Source organism: Pseudomonas sp. NFR09 (assembly GCF_900111535.1).
Lineage (GTDB): Bacteria > Pseudomonadota > Gammaproteobacteria > Pseudomonadales > Pseudomonadaceae > Aquipseudomonas > Aquipseudomonas extremorientalis.
In genome coordinates this window covers 584,667-600,955 of record NZ_FOIH01000003.1, presented here as the reverse complement: position 1 = coordinate 600,955, position 16,289 = coordinate 584,667, and the positions used below count along the sequence as shown (strand labels likewise).

13 protein-coding genes are annotated in these 16,289 nt (G+C 61.8%); 9 read left to right on the top strand and 4 right to left on the bottom strand.

The genetic code is table 11. The features are described 5' to 3' along the window. The first annotated feature begins 12 nt into the window (after positions 1–12). Genes tagH through BMX59_RS10145 form a run of 7 tightly spaced genes read left to right on the top strand, consistent with a single transcriptional unit; the run spans position 13 to position 8,816 of the window. The gene (gene tagH / locus BMX59_RS10175) at positions 13–1,185 is read left to right on the top strand and encodes a type VI secretion system-associated FHA domain protein TagH (protein WP_092244288.1); all 1,173 of its coding nucleotides are present in this window, start codon (positions 13–15) and stop codon (positions 1,183–1,185) included. After that, a complete protein-coding gene (gene tssJ, locus BMX59_RS10170; RefSeq protein WP_092244286.1) occupies positions 1,182–1,676 on the top strand; it encodes a type VI secretion system lipoprotein TssJ in 495 nt (164 codons plus the stop codon). Before tagH ends, tssJ begins: the two co-directional genes overlap by 4 nt. A gap of 1 nt (position 1,677) precedes the next feature. Further along, the gene (gene tssK, locus BMX59_RS10165; RefSeq protein ID WP_093121229.1) at positions 1,678–3,006 is read left to right on the top strand and encodes a type VI secretion system baseplate subunit TssK; all 1,329 of its coding nucleotides are present in this window, start codon (positions 1,678–1,680) and stop codon (positions 3,004–3,006) included. 4 nt (positions 3,007–3,010) lie between these two features. Then, entirely contained in the window at positions 3,011–3,874 is an 864-nt protein-coding gene (gene icmH, locus BMX59_RS10160; RefSeq protein WP_093121228.1) for a type IVB secretion system protein IcmH/DotU, read from the top strand. Between the two features lie 15 nt (positions 3,875–3,889). Further along, positions 3,890–7,264 (top strand): type VI secretion system membrane subunit TssM, encoded by a 3,375-nt coding sequence (gene tssM / locus BMX59_RS10155; RefSeq protein ID WP_093121227.1) that lies wholly within the window; start codon positions 3,890–3,892, stop codon positions 7,262–7,264. After that, positions 7,261–7,974, top strand: coding sequence for a PP2C family protein-serine/threonine phosphatase (locus tag BMX59_RS10150; protein ID WP_093121226.1), 714 nt, complete (start codon positions 7,261–7,263; stop codon positions 7,972–7,974). The genes tssM and BMX59_RS10150 overlap by 4 nt, the downstream gene beginning before the upstream one ends. Further along, a complete protein-coding gene (locus tag BMX59_RS10145; RefSeq protein WP_093121225.1) occupies positions 7,971–8,816 on the top strand; it encodes a serine/threonine-protein kinase in 846 nt (281 codons plus the stop codon). Before BMX59_RS10150 ends, BMX59_RS10145 begins: the two co-directional genes overlap by 4 nt. A 4-nt stretch (positions 8,817–8,820) precedes the next feature. On the opposite strand, the gene BMX59_RS10140 is transcribed toward BMX59_RS10145, so the two are convergent. After that, entirely contained in the window at positions 8,821–9,150 is a 330-nt protein-coding gene (locus BMX59_RS10140) for a DUF6388 family protein (protein WP_071487977.1), read from the bottom strand. A 245-nt stretch (positions 9,151–9,395) separates the two neighbouring features. On the opposite strand from BMX59_RS10140, the gene BMX59_RS10135 reads away from it, so the two are divergent. Further along, the gene (locus BMX59_RS10135) at positions 9,396–11,471 is read left to right on the top strand and encodes an EAL domain-containing protein (protein WP_092244268.1); all 2,076 of its coding nucleotides are present in this window, start codon (positions 9,396–9,398) and stop codon (positions 11,469–11,471) included. On the opposite strand, the gene BMX59_RS10130 is transcribed toward BMX59_RS10135, so the two are convergent. Genes BMX59_RS10130 through BMX59_RS10120 form a run of 3 tightly spaced genes read right to left on the bottom strand, consistent with a single transcriptional unit; the run spans position 11,468 to position 14,742 of the window. Next, complete coding sequence (locus BMX59_RS10130) at positions 11,468–12,301, bottom strand: metal-dependent hydrolase (RefSeq protein WP_092244265.1); 834 nt, start codon at positions 12,299–12,301, stop codon at positions 11,468–11,470. The two genes, BMX59_RS10135 and BMX59_RS10130, sit on opposite strands and share 4 nt — an antisense overlap. A 15-nt stretch (positions 12,302–12,316) precedes the next feature. Next, positions 12,317–13,207, bottom strand: a complete 891-nt coding sequence (locus BMX59_RS10125) for an SDR family NAD(P)-dependent oxidoreductase (RefSeq protein WP_071487974.1) — start codon at positions 13,205–13,207, stop codon at positions 12,317–12,319. Further along, positions 13,204–14,742, bottom strand: coding sequence for a flavin-containing monooxygenase (locus BMX59_RS10120; protein ID WP_092244262.1), 1,539 nt, complete (start codon positions 14,740–14,742; stop codon positions 13,204–13,206). The genes BMX59_RS10125 and BMX59_RS10120 overlap by 4 nt, the downstream gene beginning before the upstream one ends. Positions 14,743–15,008: 266 nt before the next feature. Here BMX59_RS10120 and BMX59_RS10115 point away from each other — a divergent pair, with 266 nt between their 5' ends. Next, positions 15,009–16,007, top strand: coding sequence for an alpha/beta fold hydrolase (locus tag BMX59_RS10115; RefSeq protein ID WP_170856066.1), 999 nt, complete (start codon positions 15,009–15,011; stop codon positions 16,005–16,007). The last annotated feature ends 282 nt before the right edge of the window (positions 16,008–16,289 follow it).

Genomic DNA, 16,289 nt, shown 5'->3' with positions numbered 1-16,289 from the left:
GGGGCTGCTGTCATGCAATTGATGTTTGAACTCTGTAGCACCGCAAACGGGGAGCCGCCTGAGCGCAAGACATTTGACGGTGTCGGTGGCGTGATCGGACGTGGGTCGGGTTGTGACTGGGTGCTCCCGGATGCCAACCGTCTGATTTCCAGTCACCACGCCCTGGTCAGTTTTAGAGAGGGCCGCTATTTCCTGACGGATATCAGCAGCAACGGTATCGGTGTGTCGGGCAGTATGGAGCGCTTGTGCAAAGGACAGGCACGGCTCATCAGTGACGGCGATGTGTACCAACTGGGGTTGCTGGATATCCGTGCCCGCCTGGTGTTGCAGGCAGGGCAGGGTTTTGCTCGGCAAGACACGATTCCAGACGACGCGTTCCTGGGGCTGGATCCTGTCGACGCATTGGATCGCGAGGTACGGCTCGGCAATTCCTCAGCAGAGCTGGACGCGTTGGACACAACGCCACAGGCACCTTTCGAAACCTTGCGTCAGGGCACGGTGGAGCACGATCACCTGGTCGTGCCGCAATGGGCTGAGCCGGCCAGAGACGTCGTGTCACCTGGCCCTGTCACACCACCACCTGCAACCTCGGAAGCATTCTGGGCGCAGTTCGCCCACGCATTGGGCATGCAGGTGGACTCGCTTGATACGCCGGGGCGCGAAGCCCTGGCGATCAAGGTGGCGGGCCTGTTCAGACAAACCCTCGCAGGGTTGCAGCAAAGCGTGCGAACCCGCGATGAACTCAACAGCGAGGTCCACGGCTTACTGGCGGTTCCGCTGCTCAATACCCGCAATCCGTTGAAAGACTGTGCCGACAGCCATGCCGCCCTGGCTTTTTTGCTCGGCGCCGATGAATCCTGTCAGTTCTCTGCCGAGCAAGCGGTCGACCAGGCGTACCGAGACTTGCAGGTTCATCAACTGGCTCTGGTCGTGGCCTGTCGGGCTGCCATACGCGGTGCATTGGCAGCCTTTGCGCCTGGGCACTTGCTGCTGCGCTTCGAACGTGACGGCAAGTCACCCAGGTTCTTCAGCGATGGCGCCCATTGGCGGGCCTACCAACGTCATTATCGGCGACTGACTGAGGACGAGCCCCTGGATGAGCAGGTGCTGCGTCATGAATTTTGCAAAGCCTACGAGGAGCAGGTACGCCTGGTCTCCACCCTTCACGCGGGGTACGCAGGATGATTGGCCGGTCTCGGGTCGCGGTTTCATTCACGCTGCTACTGCTGGGGTTGCTGGCGGGATGCAGCACCCTTTCACCTTTTTCCACCCTGACCAAGCTGGACCTGACTTTGACGGCCAGCGACGAGGTCAACCCCGACCTTCACGGTCGCCCCTCGCCCGTGGTGGTGCAATTGCTGGAGCTGCGGCATCCGGTGGCTTTTGAAAACGCCGATTTCTTCAGCCTCTACGGCCGGGCCGAACAGGCACTGCCCAAGGATTGGGTCAGCGGCGAGGAACTGGAACTGCGTCCCGGCGAACGGCTGGCGCTCAAGCTGAGTGTCGAGCCGCGCAGTCGCTATGTCGGCGTGCTGGCGGCCTATCGTGACTTGCCCCATGTGCAATGGCGATGGGTGCTGCCTGTGGCTCCCGGACAGTTGACCCGTGCCGACATCGTGCTGGACCAGACGGGTATCCGGATGGCGGCACCTCAACCTGACAGGACGGAGGACTGAGATGCAGATCCATAACGTTATCTGGCAAGAGGGCATGCTGCTGAGGCCCCAACACTTGCAGCACAGCGACCGCTACTACCATCGGCAACTCAACCACACCCGGCTGCTGAGCAGTGATGCCTGGGGTTTCCTGAGCCTGGAAGTCGATGTGCAGTACCTGAAGCTGGGCAAGATTGTGGTGAACCAGGCCACCGGAGTGCTACCGGACGGCAGCCTGTTCGAGCTGAGCGGCACCCTGGAACCCCTGATGTTGCAGGTGCCTGCCAATGCAGGCAGACAGGCTGTGTACCTGGCGCTGCCGCTGGCGACTGACAATCAGGTCGAGGTGCGTTCGAAGGAGCAACGCGATGTCCTGGCGCGCTATGTTGCCTGTGATACAGAAATCGGTGACTCCACTGCCGGGGTCGACTCCCGTTGCCAGATCAAATGCGCGCGCCCGGACTTGCGCCTGATGCTGGGCGAGCCGCCCGGTGACGCGTTCTACGTGAAACTCCAGGTTGCCCGGGTGCTGGATTCGACCCAGGACGGCGGCGTGAGGCTGGATGCGGATTTTGTACCAACGTTTATCTACCTTCAGGGTTCGGGGTATGTGGCGTCTTGCATCAACGAAGTCACCAGCCTGCTGGCGACCCGTGGCGATGCGATTGCAGCGCGCATCCAGGGAAACGGCGCTAGCGCCAGCGCACAGGTCGGCGACTTTTTGATGCTGCAGTTGATCAATCGTGCGGAATTGAGATTGCGTCACTACCTGAGCCAGACCCAGGTGCGGCCGGAGGTGGTGTATCGGGAGTTGCTGTCGATTTTCGGTGAGCTGTGCACCTTTTCCAACGACAGCAAACGGGCGCAATTTCCGGCGCAATACCGGCATGGCGATCAGGGCGCGAGCTTTCGTGGATTGATGGAAGGCCTTCGTGCGGCGCTGTCGCTGGTGTTGGAACAGCAGGCGGTCGAGTTAACGCTGCAACCACGGCAGTACGGGGTGCTGGTATGCCCGGTGAGCGACCTCAAGTTACTCGGTACAGCCACCTTCATCCTGGCGGCCACTGCCCAGTGCGATACGGAGGAACTGCGTCATCGACTGCCGGCCCATCTCAAGATCGGACCGGTGGAGCGCATCCGCGAACTGGTCAACCTGCACCTGGCCGGGATCAAGGTCAAGCCGTTGCCGGTAGCGCCGCGGCAGATTCCGTTCCATGCCGGCAAGACCTATTACATGCTCGAACTCAGCCCCCGTGACATTGCGCAGTTGGAGCAATCAGGTGGTTTCGCCTTCCACGCCAGCGGCGAGTTTGCCGAGCTGGAACTCAACTTCTGGGCTATCAGGAACTGACGTCATGACTATGGACAGTGAATACCCGCAAGACGAAAAAACCGTGTTGCTTGACCGTGAGGGTCTCGGACCGGCGCACGCAGCCGTTACGGACTTCCCGTCGCCGCCACGCTTCGAGCAACTGGAAGACCGCATGATCTATTGCGCCCAGATGCAAGGCATACGGCACTTCAAGAGTGGCCCCAACGTGCTGTTGACCGCGGCCTGGGAACTCTTGCTGCAAGTGGTCCAACTCAAGGCCAGCCCCGGCCGGGAAAGCCTGCCGGCACTCAATGAGGAGTTTTCCTCGGGCATCACCGCGTTCGAGGCCTATGCCTTGTATCTGGGGGCCGATAATAGTCAGGTGATGTCGGCGCGTTACGTGCTGTGCAGCGTCATTGATGAAGCCGTGGTCACTACGCCGTGGGGCGGCCGTAGCGACTGGTCGAAGACCAGCCTGCTCAGCCGTTTCCACAACGAAACTTTTGGCGGTGAAAAATTTTTCCAGTTGCTTGAGCGTTTGTCCCGTGACCCCGTCAAGCATGTGGCCCTGCTGGAATTGATGTACCTGTGCCTGTCCCTGGGGTTCGAAGGCCAATACCGTGTCATGGAGCGGGGAAGGGCGCAGCTCGAAACTGTGCACGACGCGGTGTATCGCCAGATCAGGCACGTGCGCGGTGATCAGCCGCCGTTAACCCTTGTATCCGGCGCCGGCGGGACCTCTCAGGTACGGATACGCATTGTCTCGGCTACCTGGGCCGCAGCCTGCGTGCTGGCGTGTCTGCTGGTGGTGTATTCGGGGTTCGCCTGGATGCTGGGCCAGGAGCGCAGGGCGACGTTGCACGCTTTCCAATCTTCGCTGGCAGAGCCTTCTCGGACGCCCTTGTAACGCTGGGAGCAATGAATGAACGCATTCTTCAGACGCGTGGGCAAGGTGCTGCGCGAGAGTTGGGTATGGAGCCTGTTGCTGGTGCTGGCCGGTGCGCTGCTGGTGTGGTTTGTCGGGCCGTTGCTGGCGGTAGACGACTACCGTTTCTGGCAGGGTTCGACGGCCCGTTTGTTGACCATCAGCGCAATGCTGCTGTCATGGGGGTTGGCGATGGTGGTTGTGGGGGCACGTCGCTCCGCGCGTTTGGATCAGCCTGGGCAGCTGGAACATCTTCAGCAGCAGGGGTTGATCAATGACGAAGTGGTGCAGGTGCGCAGGCGCTTCAAGGAAGCGCTGCAGACGTTGAAAACCTCACACCGCTACGGCGAGCGCAGTGAGCGTTCGCGCCAGGAACTGCCCTGGTTCCTGTTGATTGGCGAGCAGGGCAGCGGCAAGACCGACTTGCTGGCCGCTGCCGGGTTGCCAACGGCGCTCGACCGGACGCACGCGATGCCGCCAGGCGCCACCTCTTCCTGTGACTGGTATTTTGCCGACGACGCGGTGGTGGTCGAGATGGCAGGTCGATACCTGAGCCAGCCCGACCACAGTGTCGATGCAGCGGGATGGTCGACAATGCTGGACATGCTCAAGTCATGGCGCAGGGCACGGCCGCTCGATGGCGTGGTGGTGACGCTGTCAGTCGATACGCTGTTGCGCAGCAACGAACACGACCTGGAGCTTCACGCGCGCCATGTGCGTAACCGCTTGCAGGACATCCAGCAGTCACTGCAGGTAGATGTGCCGGTTTATCTGGTGCTGACGCAGCTTGATCGGCTGGCCGGGTTTGCCGAGTTCTTTGATGCGCGGCAGGGCGATGCCGCGGAAGGCTGCCTGGGTGGGTGCCTGGTGTCAGGCATGGCAGGCACTGATACCGCCGAGGTGCGCGAAACATTCGACGCCTTGTTGCAACGTGTGGGTGCCGAGCTGATCCCGCGCTTGCATCAGGAACGCAACCTTGAGCGCCGAGGCCGCATGCTAGGCTTTCCTCAGCATCTCGCTCGCCTGGGCGAGTTCGTCTGCCTGTTTATCGAGAGTACGTTTGCCGCCCATCGCTACCAGCGAATCAACGGCTTGCGCGGGTTCTACCTGACCTGTGCGAAGACAGGTGATGTGCGTGCCCATTTTGCCCAGGGCCTGTTCAATCGGGTGATTTTTGCCGAGGCCGGTCTTGCCGGGCTGCGTACCCCGGAGCGACAGCGCATACGTCGACGCCACGGGTTGATGGCGCTGGCCGCCTCATTGGTTGTGGGTACGGCCGGGGCGCTGTGGGCGCACAGTTACGCATTCAACTATCAGCGGCTGGTGCAACTGCGGGAGCTGATCAACCCCAAGCCTGTAGGCCAACCCGAAGCGGACGCCAGCCTGGCGTTGCTCGCGCTGTTGGACAGTCGCCTGGCGGCCACGGGAGTGTTTCCACCGGCGGCGCAGGTACCTTGGGTTGAGCGGGGCGGCTTGTATCAGGGCGAGTTGAGTCGGCCATCATTGAACAGCGCCTACGAGCAAGCCCTGCATCAGCAATTGCTCCCCTACGTGACCCTGCGGCTCGAACAACAGGTACGTGACAGCCTGGGTGATCGCGAGCAGTTACTGGACAGCCTTCGCGCTTACTTGATGCTCAACCTGCCCGAGCGACGTGATAAGGCCTGGTTGGCCGAGCATGTGGCGGGGCTGCGGACTGTTGGGTACATCGAGGATGCATCGACACACAAACGCCTGCACGAACACGTTGCACGGCTCGTTGAACAGGGTTTTTTGGCCCCGCTGAATGATGAGTTGGTCGCCCAGGCCCGCCTGGTGCTGCGCGGTGAGCCAATGGTAGAGGTGGTCTACCGGACACTGCGCGAGCAAGCTCGGCACCTGGAGCCCTTTCGCCTCGCTGAAAGCCCGGCGTTTTCGAGGGTTGAGCCCCCCATCCCGGGTTTCTATACCCGTAAATACCTGCAGTTTTTCGAAAGCCAGGGGCCACAGTTGGTCAATGCCATCGCCCAGGATAATTGGGTGCTTGGGGAGGCCGCAGACCTCAGCGTCGTGGACTTGCGCAAGCTGATGCTGGAGCTGGAACAGCGTTACTTCAGCGAATACGCCGACATCTGGAGTGATGCGCTGGGTCGAGTCAGGCTGCTGGAAAGCGACGACCTGAGGCACGATGCGCAGCAGCTCGCGAACTTGACTTCCGCCCAGTCGGCGCTGGTGTTGCTGTTGCGGCAAGTGCGGGAACACACGCGACTGCTGCCGACCCATGAGCGGTTTGGAGCGGTGAGCCAGCAGGTCGCTGAGCTGGGCACGCCGGTGTCCGGCTTGCTCACCCGAGCCTTGCCGCGCCAAACATTGCCGGATACTGCCCGGCGCGCATTGCTGCGTCGTTTCGAGCCCTTGCACCAATTGCTGGATGAAGAGCTGAACCCGACCGCCGAGTTGACCCAGGCCTTGCGCCTGTTGGATGAGTTGCACTTGCAAGTCTCGACACTGAACCGTGACAGTTCGCCCGAGCACGCGGCATTCAAGATGGCCCGGCAACGCATGGATGGACAGCAGCCGCTGTTGGGTAACCTGCGTGACGCTGCTGCTCGCTTGCCGCAGCCGCTCAAGGGCTGGTTGGACGGGATTGCCGAGCAAACCTGGCGCCATCTCCTTGATGACGCCTATGGGTATGTGAACCAGCGTTATCAGAGTGAGGTGTATGGCTTTTATGTGAAAGCCATCCGGCACCGCTACCCCTTCAATGCCGACGCCGGCAGCGATGTTGCCCTGGGTGATTTCCAGTCGTTCTTCAAACCACGGGGGGTGATGGAGCACTTCTATGACAGCTACCTGCGGCCGTTCGTCAGTGTCGAGGGGAGCCGCTATCGTTTGCGTGGCCTTGAGGGTCGCAGCTTGCCTGTTTCACGTTCGTTGCTCGACCAGTTGACACGCGCGCAGGTCATTCGCCAGGGGTTCTTCAGCGCAGACCAGGGGAATTGGGCCGTTCTGTTCACGCTGGCGCCCTACAGCCTGGACCAGGCCGTCAACCGTGCGACGCTGCGGGTGGGCGATCAGCAATTGGAATACCGTCACGGTCCCATCGTGCCGATGGCGTTCCATTGGCCGAGCGATGCGGACAATGGGCGCAGCAGCCTGGTACTGGAGCGCGGTACCGAGCGACCGCTGGGCATTGAAAAAGACCGGGGAGCCTGGTCGTTGTTCCGGCTTTTCGAACTGATGCAAAACGAGCCGGCCAGCGGCAGGGATGCACAGATACTCAAGGCCGACCTGGCCGGCCTGCGTGCCAACTACCTGCTCACCAGCCAACGCAGCCCCAGCCCGTTCCAGATGGCCACATGGCGCGGCTTCCGCCTGCCGGAGCAGTTGTGACCCGCGCGTACCCTTGGCGAAGTGCTGGCCGCACGGCGCAAGGCAAGCGTCGTGCGCGTAACGAGGATGGGTTCCTCGATTGCCCGCAACGCGGTTGCTGGGCGGTCGCCGATGGAATGGGAGGGCACCATGCTGGGAATGTGGCCAGTCAACGGGTGGTCAGCAGCCTCGCGGCGCTGCCAGGCCAAGGCAGCTTCGACCAGCGGGTCGAGGCCGTACAACGCTGCCTGCGGGGGCTCGACAGCCAGTTGCAGGCGGCCGATGGCCTGGCACGCGTCATGGGCAGTACGGTGGTTGTCCTGTTGCTTGAGCGTGACCGCGCGGCGTGCATCTGGGCAGGGGACAGCCGATGCTACCTCTGGCGAGGGCAGCGTTTGTATCAGCTGTCCAGGGACCACTCCCTGCAACAGCAACTGATGGACAAGCAGCATGTGAGCCTGGAACTGGCCCGCGCTCATCCAGACGCCCGTGCCTTGACTCGTGCCATTGGCGCCGGAAAACCGCTGAGTCTGGAGATACTGGAACTGCGTCCCCATCCAGGCGATGTGTTCTTGCTGTGCAGTGATGGCTTGTACCAGGGGCTCAGCCACCGGCAACTGGGGCGTGCGATGAATGCCGGCACGCCCGGGCAGGTAGTGGAGCGGTTGTTCAGCGACGTGTTGCGTGGACCTGCGCTGGATGACCTCACTGCGGTGGTGGTGCAGCCATGAACGCCGCAGCCGGTCCGCCGAACCTGCTTGCGGGACGCTACCAGCTGGAGCGAATTCTCGGTTCAGGGGGCATGGGGGTGGTCTATCGTGCCCGGGATCTGCTGCATGAGGCGTTTGGCGAACCGGACGCGCGCGTGGCGCTGAAGCTGTTGGGTGAGACGCTCTGTGCGTCCACCGACGCCCACGTGTTGCTGTACAGCGAGTTCGCCCTGACCCGGAGCCTGCGACATGAACATGTGGTCCGGGCCTTTTCGTTCGAGGTCGACACGGCGCACCAGCTGGCATTCTTCACCATGGAAGTGATGCCCGGTCTGACCCTGGACCGCCTGCTCCCGGAATGCCCGCAAGGGATGGCGTGGCAGGCGCTGCAACCCATCGCCCTGCAACTGCTGGATGCGCTGGCCTACACCCACCGACAAGGAGTGCTGCATGGCGATGTGAAACCGGCGAACATCATGCTGGGGGAGCAGGGGATACGGCTGTTCGATTTTGGCCTGGGGCATGCTGAAGCGCAGGCAAGGGCCGGATTGCCCGGCCTGAGCCGCAGTCGCCTGAATGCCTGGACCCCTGCGTATGCAGCGCCGGAGCTGATGGCCGGAGGGCTTCCCTCACCCCGTGCCGATCTGTACGGGGTTGCCAGTGTGCTCTATGAGTTGGCCGAAGGACGGCGCCCCGGCGAACGTCAGCAGCATCAGCCGCTGCCGAGGCCGAGGCAGTTGCCCAGGCATTGCTGGCCTGCAGTGTCTTCGGCTCTGGCGATGGATCCTGAACAACGCACGGTGTCGGTCGCCGAGTTGCGCGAAGTGCTGGGCGGCGGGCGCCGTCTCTGGTTCCTGGGGTAGTGCGTTAGCCGGGCAGGTCGTGCAGTTGGCAGTACTCGACCCAGCTCAGGCCCGCCATCTGTGCCACCTCCTTGTGTACCTCACGACGCTGGGCTTCAAAGGCCTCACAGGAATCGGCGGTCAGTTTGAGGGTCAGCTCCCAGGCAAACAGGCCCTGGCGTTCAGCTTGCGCTTCAAAGGCTTCATGCAAGCGTTCGGCGCGGTACTGGGCCAGGGTTTCGCCCCTGGCCTGGGCAGCCAGCGGATTCAGGGTATCCAGTTCGGCGGCGACATCGGGGTGTTCATCGAGGAATCTGTCCAGCGCGCGCTGGTGGTTATCACCGGGTTGTGACAAAGGCTTACTCCAAACACAGGTCAGGGGGAGGGCGGATAGGCGTCATTGAAGCAGATTGAGCGATTGGCCTGGATCATAAAACTCAACTGTTTGGAAAAAACAGGGCCTGGCCTGTTATCCGATTCGGAAATTCACCCAGATGAATGGCAAAAGGCTTTCGCTCATTGGGCCAGGACGTGTAGCGTTAGCCGGTGCTTCCAGCCCTGCCTTGCAGGGACAGTGGGCGATGGGCAGAGGGATGGGTCATGGCGCAAACGCTGTTCAAGCTTTTCTTCACCCAACGCCTGGCTGCGTTGGCCAGCACTGAATCGCTGCGGGCGATCCGCGAAGGGCTGTTGTGGATCCTGCCTTGTCTGCTGGTCTCGGCGGGCTTTCTGATTCTGTCGGAATGTGCTCGCGTCCTTGGCTTCCACGCGCAGGTGGTGGCGTTCCTCGCCGGCCTGCACAACCAGATCAGTTCCGTGATCCCGCTGCTGGTGGCCGCGTCCATCGGTTACATGCTGGCGATCCAGCATCGCCTGCCCCAATTGCCCGTGGCATTCCTGTGCCTGGCCCATGTGGTGGTGGCGACATTCATCCTGCGGGACTACCCCAGGGCCTCGGCCACCTTTGTGCTGTTTATCGCCATTGCCTCGCCGCTGTTGAACGTTCCCGCAATTGCCTGGCTGCACCGCTACCGCTGGACCCGTCTGGTCAACGAAGACCTGGTGGGGCACAACCTGCGGGGCACGATCAATATGGTGCTGCCAGGCGCTATCACCGCCCTGGCATTGGTGGTGGTGCTGTCCTTGTTGCTGCAGATTCCGTATGTGGCGCAGTTGCAAGGCCCCCAGGTGCTGGACGCGCTGGAGTCGCCCTACGGCAGCGGCCTGTTCGTGACCCTGATGAATTCGCTGCTGTGGTTTTTCGGCATCCACGGCGTGTACGCCATGCAACCGCTGTTCGATGTACTGGACCAGGTCGTGGTGCTGAACAGCACGGCCCTGGCGGCGGGCGAGCCGGTCAAATATGTGTTGAACAGTGGCCTGTTGGGCAGCTTTGCGTTTATCGGTGGCTCGGGCGGTGCATTGTGCCTGTTGCTGGCCATCCTGCTGTTCTCCAGGAGCCAGTCCATGCGCTTGTTGGCGGTGGCGAGCCTGCCGCTGTCACTGTTCAACGTCAGCGAGGTGCTGCTGTTCGGCTTGCCGATCATCCTCAACCCGCGTTTGTTCATACCGTTTCTGATCGTCCCGGCGTTGAATGCCATGCTGGCGTTGACGGTGGTGCAGATGGGCTGGGTGTCGCCGGCGGTGGTCAGCGTGCCGTTCACCGCGCCGGTGCTGCTCAATGCCTATCTGAGTACCCACGGCGACCTGGCGGCGGTGGCGCTGCAAGTGGCGCTGCTGGGCCTGGGCACCCTGGTGTACGCGCCGTATGTGCGGGCGATCCATCGCCAGGCCAGTGAAGGGGGCACGGTGTACCTCAAGTCCCTGGACATGACCTTCCGTGGCCTTGAAGAAAAGGGCCGGCTGCGCGAGCTGGACCCGGTACTTGCCTCCCACAAGACCCTGGCGCGCCAGGCCGTGGAACTGAGCCGCATCCAGCAGATCAGCGACTATGAGTTCTACCTCGAATTCCAGCCGCAGGTCTCGACCCGCACAGGCCTGTGCACCGGGTGTGAAGCGCTGATGCGGGCCCGCGACGCCCAGGGCACGGTGCATTCGCCGTGGGAATTCCTGCAATGGCTGGCCCAGGCGCGGTTGATGCCGGATGTGGATGTGTGGGTAGCATCCCAGGCGGTTCGCCAGTACCAGAAGTGGCAGAAACTCGGTTTTGCCCTGCCGATGACCATCAATATTTCCAGCGCGACGCTGACCGACGCCGCCTTCGGCGAACGCCTGGTGGAGATTCTGGCCCAGGCCCATGGGCACGTATCGGTCGAGATCACTGAGGATGCCCTGGTCAGTGATATCCAGGTCACGCGCCAGACTATCCAGAAGCTGCAGGCCATCGGTGCCAAGGTGTATATCGACGACTTCGGCACCGGCTTTTCGGCCCTGAGTTACCTGCACCAGTTCCCGGTGGACTTCATCAAGATCGACCGCAGCTTCGTGGTGGCCCAGCATGACCCCAAGGGCGCCCAGGTGATGACCGGCATGCTGCGCTTCTGTGAGGCGCTGAACCTGGGCGTGGTGGTGGAAGGGGTGGAGACTGCCGAGCAGTTGGCCTTCCTGAATACCGGCACCGAATTGATTATCCAGGGCTGGTATTTCAGCAAGGCGCTGCCGGGCGATCAGTTGGAAGGGTTCGTACGCGAACGCGCCGCCTTGGCGCAGGCTTAATACCCGCGCTGGGTCTGCTCGATCTCCTCGACCAGGCCATCGATCCCGGCCAGGCGCGCCCGATTGTCGTGGTCCCAGGGGTGAAAGCCGGGTTTGAAGTAGTGCAGCCACGGCACCAGCATTCGTGGGAAAACACCCTTCGGCCCATACAGAAACTTCAACATGCGCCAGAAACCCTTGAGGTGCCCACCCGACTTGCGGTCGGCAATCAGCAGGCGCAGGTGAAAGTCGAACACCACCAGCCAGAAGAACACCGTGGTGGTCAGCATGGTGCCGGTGCGCAGCAGATAGCGCTTGGGGCCGGGCTTGATCACGCGGTTCCATACATCGAACGCCACGGCCTTGTGTTCGGTTTCTTCCAGGGCGTGCCAATACCACATCTGCTGATAGCCCTTGAGCGAATTGCCGAAGCGCGACGGGTCGCTCAACAGGATTTCGGCCAGCATCGCCGTGTAGTGTTCAAGGGCAATGGTCACCGCCAGGTTGAAGGACGCAGGCAGGTGTTTTTTCTGCCAGTCGAGGATGAACTTCAAGCGCCGGTCCAGCGTATGTGCCGGCAACCCGGCGGCTTGCAGCAAGTCGTTGTAGGCCACGTGTTCGCGGCTGTGCATGGCCTCCTGGCCGATGAACCCCTGGATCTCTTTTTTAAGCGCAGGGTCGTCGATGTCCTGGCGATAGTGGCGCACGCTGTCCATGAAAAACAGCTCGCCCTGGGGAAACAGCAGCGACAGGGCATTGAAGAAATGGGTGATGAACGGGCCCTGTTCATGCCAGTCCTTGATGCGCTCGGCGGGCAGGGCGAAATGGATGTCACGGCGGATCGGCAACATAGTGCGTGCTCCTGTTCAGAGGTGGGGCTCGTCGTTGGTTTCAAATACCGGCGTGCGCGGCTTGGGCGCCATGCGCTTGCTGGCGAACACCACCAGGGCTTGATAGGCCGAGGGCAGGCAACGGGCGAGCAGGTCGAGGAAATACGCGTCGCGGCCGATCAGCACGCGGCGCTTGTTTTTGCGCACGCCGTGCAGGATCACTTTGGCGGCCTGGTCGGCGTCGGTGATGAACAGCTTTTCGAAATCGGCGCGGGCCTGCTGTTCGCTGTGGATCAGGAAGCCCGTCATGTTCGCGTCGATACGGCTGCTGCGGCAGATATCGGTGCGGATGCCACCGGGGTGCACGCAGGTGGCCGACACGCCGCAGCGTTGCAGGTCCAGTTCCTGGCGCAGGGATTCGGTGAAACCGCGCACCGCAAACTTGGTGGCGTTATAGCCGCTCATGCCGGGCTGGGCGAACAGACCGAATACGCTGGACGTATTGATCACATGGCCTTCGCCCGAGGCTTTCAGGTATGGCAGAAATGCTTTGGTGCCATGCACCACGCCCCAGAAGTTGATACCGACGATCCATTCCAGGTCGGCATAGTCCACGCCTTCAACCGTGCTCGACAGAGCCACCCCGGCATTGTTGAACACCAGGTTGACCTGGCCGTGATCGGCCACGCAGCGTGCGGCCCACTCCTCCATGGCCTGGCGATCGGACACATCCAGTACCTGGGTGGTGACCGACACGGGGGCCAGGGTCGAGGTCTTGATCAGCGCCAGGGTCTGCTCCAGCCCCTGGCTGTTTTTATCTGCCAGCGCCAGGTGGCAACCTTCACGCGCCAGGGCCAATGCCAGGGCGCGGCCCATGCCGGATGCGGCGCCGGTAATTGCCGCTACGCGGCCATTGAATGACTTCATGACAGGCTGCCTTCCGGGGTGGAGTGGGGGGCCGGCACGGGGCGGCTGGGCAGGTTGACCGGCAACTGGTCGACCACGTAATCCTTGAGCGCAAACTGGCGGGTGACCTGCTTGAAGCGCCAGGTCGAGCCGGGCCACAAGGTGGTGTTCCTGCCGGTGCGAGGGTCGAGGTACCAGCTCTGGCAACCGCCGGTGTTCCAGATGGTGCGCTTGAGCTTGGCTTGCAACTGTTGGTTGTAGGCGCTTTCCACGGCCGCCTTGACGTCCACCGTGGCGATGCGGTGCCGCTGCATGTGCTGGAGGGCACCCATGATGTAAGTCACCTGGGCTTCGATCATCAGGATCATCGAGTTATGCCCCAAGCCAGTATTGGGCCCGACGATCAGGAACAGGTTGGGATAGCCAGGCACCGTGGTGCCCTTGTAGGCATGGGCGCCGTCTTGCCAGGTGTCCATCAGGTCCACACCGCCGCGCCCGATGATGCAGTCGCGGGGCAGGGGATCGCTGGCCTGGAAACCGGTGCCGAAGATCAGGCAATCGGCCGGGTGCTTGATGCCGTCGGCGGTGATCACGCCGTCGGCTTCGATGCGCAGCACGCGATCGGTGACCACCTCGACATTGCTGCGCGACAAGGCGGGGTAGTAGTCGTTGGAGATCAGCACGCGTTTGCAGCCGATGGTGTAGTCCGGGGTCAGAGTCTTGCGCAGGGATGGGCGGGCTACTTGTTTGTGCAGATGACGCAGGGCGATTTTCTGCACCATTTTCATCAGTCTTGGGTGCAGGGCAAAGCCCACCACGCGGCCTTCCAGCGCCCAGTAGAAAGCACCGCGCACCAAGCGCTGAGTGAAGGGCAGGTGCTTGAACAGCCAGCGCTCGAAAGGCGTAATCGCCCGGTCAGGCTTGGGCATGATCCACGGTGGCGTGCGCTGGAACAGGTCCAGGTGGGCCACTTGCGGCGCGATCTGCGGTACGAACTGAATGGCACTGGCGCCGGTGCCGATCACCGCGACGCGCTTGCCTTTCAAGGAGTATTCATGGTCCCACTGCTGGGAGTGGAAGCGCTTGCCCTTGAAATGATCGAGCCCCGGAATATCCGGTAACGCCGGACGCGACAGGCCGCCCATGCCCGACACCAGCACCCGCGCACTGACCTGGCGGCCACCGCTGAAGCTCAATTGCCAGCGTTGCAGGTGCTCGTCGAACACCGCTCGCTCCAGGCCCATGCCGAAGCGCAGATAGGGCGCCAATCCAAAGCGCGTGGCGCATTGCTCCAGGTACGCACGGATCTCCGCCTGCGGCGCGAACTGCCGCGTCCAGGCCGGGTTGGGTGCAAAGGAAAACGAATACACATGGGACTGCACATCACAGGCGCAGCCCGGGTAATGATTGTCCCGCCAGGTGCCGCCGAGGGTGTCGGCCTGTTCGGCGATAAAGAAGTCGGTGAACCCGGCTTCCTTGAGCTTGATCGCCATGCACAGGCCGGCAAAGCCGGAACCGATGATGGCGATGTCGATTGAATCACTCTGGGCATTCATAAGCAGTCCCTCGTGGGCATCGGATGTGCTCCTTTCTTGTTTTGTCTTTTAGATAGAACACCATTGCAAAGAAAAATTGAATTACTTATTTTAAAAAAGATTTTAAATAATCTACCTGAAAATATCGCCTACGCTAGTCCCAGGTTCCTCATGTGCCATTTGTCCGACGGACAGGCACGCCGTTCGGGTCCAGGGTGTGGACGATGGCCGAGGCCTTGATCAATTCCGGTCAGGTCGCCGGCAGCAGGGATGCAGAGGACCGAGCTATGGCTGTTGAATGGGTTATCGCTGCGGCTGTGTTGGTAGGCGCGAGCGCCGTGTTGTGGGGATTCAGTACGTGGATGACGCGGCGTATCGAAGCCGCCGTTCCGATCAACGGACGCTTTCTGGAGGTGAACGGCGAGCGCTTTCATTATTACGAGGAAGGCAAGGGGCCGCCGCTGGTGATGATTCACGGCCTGATGGGCAGCAGTCGCAACCTGACCTATGCCTTGTCCGGTCAGTTGCGCGAGCACTTTCGCGTGATCAGCCTCGACCGACCGGGGTCGGGCTATTCCACGCGCCATAAAGGCACTGCCGCAGACTTGCCGGCCCAGGCGCGTCAGGTGGCGGCTTTTATCAATACGTTGGGCCTGGATAAACCGCTGGTGCTGGGGCATTCCCTCGGTGGGGCGATTTCCCTGGCGCTGGCCCTCGACCATCCCCATGCGGTGTCGGGGCTGATACTGGTGGCGCCCCTGACGCACCCGCAACCGACCTTGCCACTGGTGTTCTGGTCACTGGCCGTGCGGCCTGCCTGGCTCAGGCGCTGGGTGTCGCGCACCCTGACGGTTCCCATGGGCCTGTTGACAAGACGCTCGGTGGTCAAGGGCGTGTTCGCACCGGACAGTGCCCCGCAGGACTTCGCTACCCGTGGCGGCGGCCTGTTGGGCATGCGTCCTGACAACTTCTATGCGGCCTCCAGCGAGATCGCCCTGGTCAACGACCACCTGCCGGACATGGTCAAGCGCTACCCGCAGCTGACGCTGCCCATCAGCCTGATCTACGGCGCACGGGACAAGGTGCTGGACTTTCGCAAACACGGCCAGGCCCTGGCCGACAAGGTGCCCGGCCTGAAGCTGCAAGTGGTGGAGGGGCGCGGGCATATGCTGCCGATCACCGCCACCGAACGGGTGGCGGAAGCGGTGCAGCAGCTGGCCAAGCGTGCGCGGCCAGCACAAACCGCCGCGATCCTGCACCCGCCGTTTGCCTTGGCGAACAAATAATCGTGGCCCTCGTTGCGGGTTGGACCGTCCGAAATGCTTGCCCTAGAGACCTGACCAAACAGCTGAAAAAGAGACTGCCCGGTCACGTAAAAAAGGCTTCGAAAAAGTAGTTGACGACCTAACGATTCCGCGCTATTTCTTTAAAAAAATATTTCAATGTTTATTTTGAAATGATTTTTGAAATGCCTAAGAGCGAATAAAAATGAAAAAAACGTCTTTTATCGCATGGTTGATTTCCTGGAGCACTCAGCGCTCCCTGAACCTGTTTCCTGCCCCCATGAC

Bases quoted from the DNA above. Each gene is read 5' to 3' on its own strand.
- tssJ (WP_092244286.1), top strand. From the start codon at position 1,182: ATGATTGGCCGGTCTCGGGTCGCGGTTTCATTCACGCTGCTACTGCTG.
- BMX59_RS10135 (WP_092244268.1), top strand. From the start codon at position 9,396: ATGGCGCAAACGCTGTTCAAGCTTTTCTTCACCCAACGCCTGGCTGCG.
- tagH (WP_092244288.1), top strand. From the start codon at position 13: ATGCAATTGATGTTTGAACTCTGTAGCACCGCAAACGGGGAGCCGCCT.
- BMX59_RS10120 (WP_092244262.1), bottom strand. From the start codon at position 14,742: ATGAATGCCCAGAGTGATTCAATCGACATCGCCATCATCGGTTCCGGC.
- icmH (WP_093121228.1), top strand. From the start codon at position 3,011: ATGACTATGGACAGTGAATACCCGCAAGACGAAAAAACCGTGTTGCTT.
- BMX59_RS10145 (WP_093121225.1), top strand. From the start codon at position 7,971: ATGAACGCCGCAGCCGGTCCGCCGAACCTGCTTGCGGGACGCTACCAG.
- BMX59_RS10125 (WP_071487974.1), bottom strand. From the start codon at position 13,207: ATGAAGTCATTCAATGGCCGCGTAGCGGCAATTACCGGCGCCGCATCC.
- tssK (WP_093121229.1), top strand. From the start codon at position 1,678: ATGCAGATCCATAACGTTATCTGGCAAGAGGGCATGCTGCTGAGGCCC.
- BMX59_RS10130 (WP_092244265.1), bottom strand. From the start codon at position 12,301: ATGTTGCCGATCCGCCGTGACATCCATTTCGCCCTGCCCGCCGAGCGC.
- BMX59_RS10115 (WP_170856066.1), top strand. From the start codon at position 15,009: ATGGCTGTTGAATGGGTTATCGCTGCGGCTGTGTTGGTAGGCGCGAGC.
- tssM (WP_093121227.1), top strand. From the start codon at position 3,890: ATGAACGCATTCTTCAGACGCGTGGGCAAGGTGCTGCGCGAGAGTTGG.